The organism is Brunnivagina elsteri CCALA 953, from assembly GCF_002289455.1.
Taxonomy (GTDB): Bacteria; Cyanobacteriota; Cyanobacteriia; order Cyanobacteriales; family Nostocaceae; genus Brunnivagina; species Brunnivagina elsteri.
In genome coordinates, this window is record NZ_NTFS01000491.1 from 1 (window position 1) to 4,246 (window position 4,246).

Below are 4,246 nucleotides of genomic sequence, written 5' to 3' on the forward strand. Positions count from 1 at the left end.
ACGGGTTAGAACTTTACTTTTAACAAGCGTGAAAATCTTGAAGATACTACCCTTCGGGAACGTGGAACGTACGTTCCACCCTGCGGGTAGACGCGCAAGCGGCTTCTGTAAGTAGCAAGCTACAGTATGACAGAAGTCCAGATTTTACCCGTTTGCAGTATAAATACAGATTAAGTACTAGCTATAATTGCAACAAATAAATTAAATGTTGGTTAAATAACGCATATTTCATACAAAGTTTACTTTCCCTTAAACTTATCAGACTAAATTAATAAAGGCAATGATAAATTGTTCTCCATAACACCGTTGGGTCTAGTTTAATTTGTTACTAGTAAATATTTAATTGCATTATTTTTTGCTACAATTGACTTAAGTGATGTCACAAATTTTCGATTGATAGTAAAAATATCTAGCCATTTTTTAATCTCAATTAGAGGATTTTAAGTTGATTTATTTGCCAAAACAAAATTAGTCTCATCGACTAGATGCTATGCTAGGTATTTGTTTTAGCAATTAGCTTAGGTGTTCTCTGTCGCAACTTTACTCATACAAATCATCAGAAAAAATGTCTTTACTGTTACTAGCAATCTGTTAATTTTACGTAATCAATTGTATTTAGTACAACAGACATAAATGTAAAAACAAACAATAATGCAATGAAAAGTCAGGCAGACAACAAAGGCAAGACCAGAAAAATATCAGAGTGATTAAGTAAGAAAAGTATCTAGTACAAACACGCCAAATGCAGAATTGTTTATCTGAGAGCCTTTCAGGTAAAACAAACAAAACGGTTTATTTATGCGTCCTCTGTGCTAATCCTATTACTTAGCTGGTAAAAAATCCTGGATAAAGCCTAATTGCTTTGTATGTAATTTCTGACTGTAGTTACCATATCCGCGATCGCACAATCGTAATCAACGACATCACACTCGAATATTTTGTCTTAACAACCTAAATTACAAAATATTTTCTCATTAAGGTGCGGGTATAGAAGCTAGCATTCTATATATATCAAAGACAACTTGGGAGTAATTCTGTACAAGCACTTTAATTTATTGACAGTAATTATCATTTAATCTAAAGTGTTCTCAATAAGCCGCAATGACTCAAGTATTCTTTTGAACATTGCTGCTAAGGTTCATGACTATTTCTTAAGTAATGGGGTTTTGAGGAACTACGGTTTGACGTTCAATGAATCGTAACTATTCAACATGTATTTTGACGCAGCAACTATAGACTGTGCAGAAGCAACAGTAGTTAGGATTTTATGATTGCGACTTAGAAGCTAAACTGCTATCAACCAAAAGCTTCATCATACTCGTCCAACATGGCAATGAAGATGAATATTGACGATACATACAGTTAAAGCTGCGATCTTAATCGATTTTCTTTCATAGTTAGAACTATCAAAACCTTCCTAACTAAATTATTCAAGCTTCAGTTAAAAATTGCATCTACCTTTTGGTCTAATCCAAAAACAATTTCCTTCTCTTCGATACCAAAACTCTCCTGAATTTATTCTGCCACAAGGTGCAAGCTTGCAGCAGATGCTCAGGATACCTTCGATAAGCATTAAATAAAATTGACCAGCCTGTCTAACTTTACCAACACTTAAACCATGATGTATTCCACCAACCGCAACAGTAGCGATCGCACTCAACAGAACTCTAACCCTAGCACTAGCAGTTCATTACCGCAACGTTTATTTACCCGTCGTGAAGTCATTCCAGCACGCAATGACGTACTTTGGAGAATTGAGCGTGGTGCGGTTCGGACTCTGACATGGAGTGAAGATGGTACATTCATCACATTAGGTTACTGGGGACCAGGAGACTTGATTGGCTATCCTTTGTCCTGCGTTAAACCCTACCAAATTGAGTGCTTGACCAGCGTTGAGGTGAGCGTTGTTCCCCCTCACATGTGGCATCAAGATGTTGATGCACTGGTGTCCCACATTCAACAAGCGGAAGAACTGTTAAGCATAGTACATCGTAAGCCAATTTCCCTACGACTGTGGCAGTTTTTAGTTTGGTTGAGTGAAAAATTCGGTCGTGACGTGGAACAAGGCAAACTCATTGACCTAAACGTGACTCATCAGGAAATGGCAGAAGTATTAAATACGACTCGTGTTACTGTGACTCGTTTGCTACAACAGTTTGAAGAAGAAGCAACCATGATTCGTAACAAACGCCGTATTATCATTCGTCCAATAAATAATAATTCAAATAATGGTCTAAGAAAATAAATCAAAAGTATGGTGGTTGACATTAGTCAGCCTCCGATACTTGCTACACTCATCCTAGAACGGCTAAGTAAATCCCCGTAGGAGTAAAAGATTATGGGAATTTGCGAAGTCATCAAACAAATAGGTGTGAGTGAGAGTAAGTAAAAGCATGACTAAACTATTCTGGAACGTTCTCAAGCTCAGTCCATTAGTTGTAGCAGCTACATTCTTTGCAGCTAACACAGCATTCGCTGTTGAAGCAAAAGAAGGTGTGACATCCGTTGCTCAACTATCTCAAGAGTCGAACAGCATCGGTCAAGTAACCTCCGTTTCACAGTTCTCCGATGTCCAGCCTACCGATTGGGCATTCCAATCTTTACAGTCTTTAGTTGAACGTTATGGTTGTGTAGCTGGTTACCCTGGTGGTACTTTCCGTGGCAACCGTGCCATGACACGTTACGAATTTGCAGCTGGTTTAAACGCTTGTTTAGACCGTGTAAATGAATTGATTGCTACTGCAACCGCAGATTTGCCTACTAAAGATGACTTAGCTACACTTCAGCGCTTGCAAGAAGAGTTCAGTGCTGAACTCGAAACCTTGCGTGGTCGTGTTGACCAAATCGAAGCTCGTACTGCTGAGTTGGAAGGAAAGCAGTTCTCTACCACAACCAAACTTAAAGGTGAAGCAATCTTTGCTTTATCTGACGTTTTTGGTGGCGAGAACAAAAAAGTTGGAGAAAATACTACTGCTACTTTCTCTAACCGCGTTCGCTTGACTTTGGAAAGCAGCTTCACTGGTACAGACAAGTTGCAACTTCGTTTAAATTCTGGTGATATTGCTAGTAATGCAACTTCTTCGGGTACTAACATGACCCGTCTAGGATTTGATACTAGTGGTACTGCTAACGCGATCTCAATCGATAAAGCGAACTACAGCTTTAACTTGGGCGAAAAATTAGCTGTTAAAGTTGATGCTACTGGTGCTGAATTAAACGACAACGTTACCAACTTTAACCCTGACTTCCAAAGCAGTGGTACTGGTGCCATCTCCCGTTACGGACGTTTCAGCCCCATCTACCGTTCTGGTTCTGGTGGTGCAGGTGTGACTGCGACCTTTAACCCCAAGGGTAAAATTAGCTTAACCGGAGCTTATTTGAGCAATGATAACAACAATCCTGGTGTAAATCGGGGTGTTTTTGAGGGTGATAACGCTGTATTCGGTCAGTTAGCCTTCAAACCCAACGATAAATTCAATGTAGGTTTGACCTACGCTCGTACTTACACTGATAACGTTGGTGGATTTGATAACTTTGCTAGCAGCACAGGTAGCTCTAAAGCTAATAATCCCTTTGGCACAACTGTAGCTGCTACTGCCGATAACTACGGTATACAAGCAAGCTTTAAGCTCAGTGACAAAGCAACCCTTGGTGGTTGGTACGGTTTTACCAAAGCTGAAAGAGTTAATGGTACAGCAGATGCTGATATCAGCTACTGGGCAGCAACCTTGGGTATCAAAGACTTTGCTCGTGAAGGTAACACCTTGGGTTTAATCTTTGGTCAACCTCCTAAACTAACTGGTGGTTCAGGTGCAACTGTAGCTAAAGATGTTGACACCTCTTACCATTTAGAAGCTCTGTACAAAATGCAGTTGAACGAAAGAATTCAAGTTACACCTAGCTTGTTGGTTATTTTCAACCCAGAACACAACAACAATAACGACACCATCTATGTTGGTACTCTCCGTACCACTTTCAGCTTCTAAGATTTGCTTGAAGTTGCCTGTCGTTGTCTAAACAATTAAATATTTGCCCCAGTCTCTGATGTTGCCTGTAATCCTGTTGAATCCCCACCTAACCCCCCTTTTCAAGGGGGGAAAGAAAAAATCTAATTCCCTCCCCTTAACAAGGCGGGAAAGTAAAAATCTAGTTCCCTCCCCTTGTTAAGGGGCTATCCATTAGTCACATCTTTCTTAATAAAACTAAAACATACTTAAAAATAGCCAAAAGGATTGATAGGTATAGT

Annotated in this window: 2 protein-coding genes; both read left to right on the forward strand. The window is 39.5% G+C overall.

The genetic code is table 11. The features are described from left to right. Positions 1–1,621: 1,621 nt before the first annotated feature. Complete coding sequence (locus tag CK510_RS27000) at positions 1,622–2,245, forward strand: Crp/Fnr family transcriptional regulator (RefSeq protein ID WP_095724598.1); 624 nt, start codon at positions 1,622–1,624, stop codon at positions 2,243–2,245. Positions 2,246–2,393: 148 nt separating this feature from the next. Continuing rightward, positions 2,394–3,986 (forward strand): iron uptake porin, encoded by a 1,593-nt coding sequence (locus tag CK510_RS27005; protein ID WP_095724599.1) that lies wholly within the window; start codon positions 2,394–2,396, stop codon positions 3,984–3,986. Positions 3,987–4,246: the final 260 nt, after the last annotated feature.

Excerpts from the sequence above, each read along its gene's own strand:
- CK510_RS27000 (WP_095724598.1), top strand. The coding sequence starts at position 1,622 with ATGTATTCCACCAACCGCAACAGTAGCGATCGCACTCAACAGAACTCT.
- CK510_RS27005 (WP_095724599.1), top strand. The coding sequence starts at position 2,394 with ATGACTAAACTATTCTGGAACGTTCTCAAGCTCAGTCCATTAGTTGTA.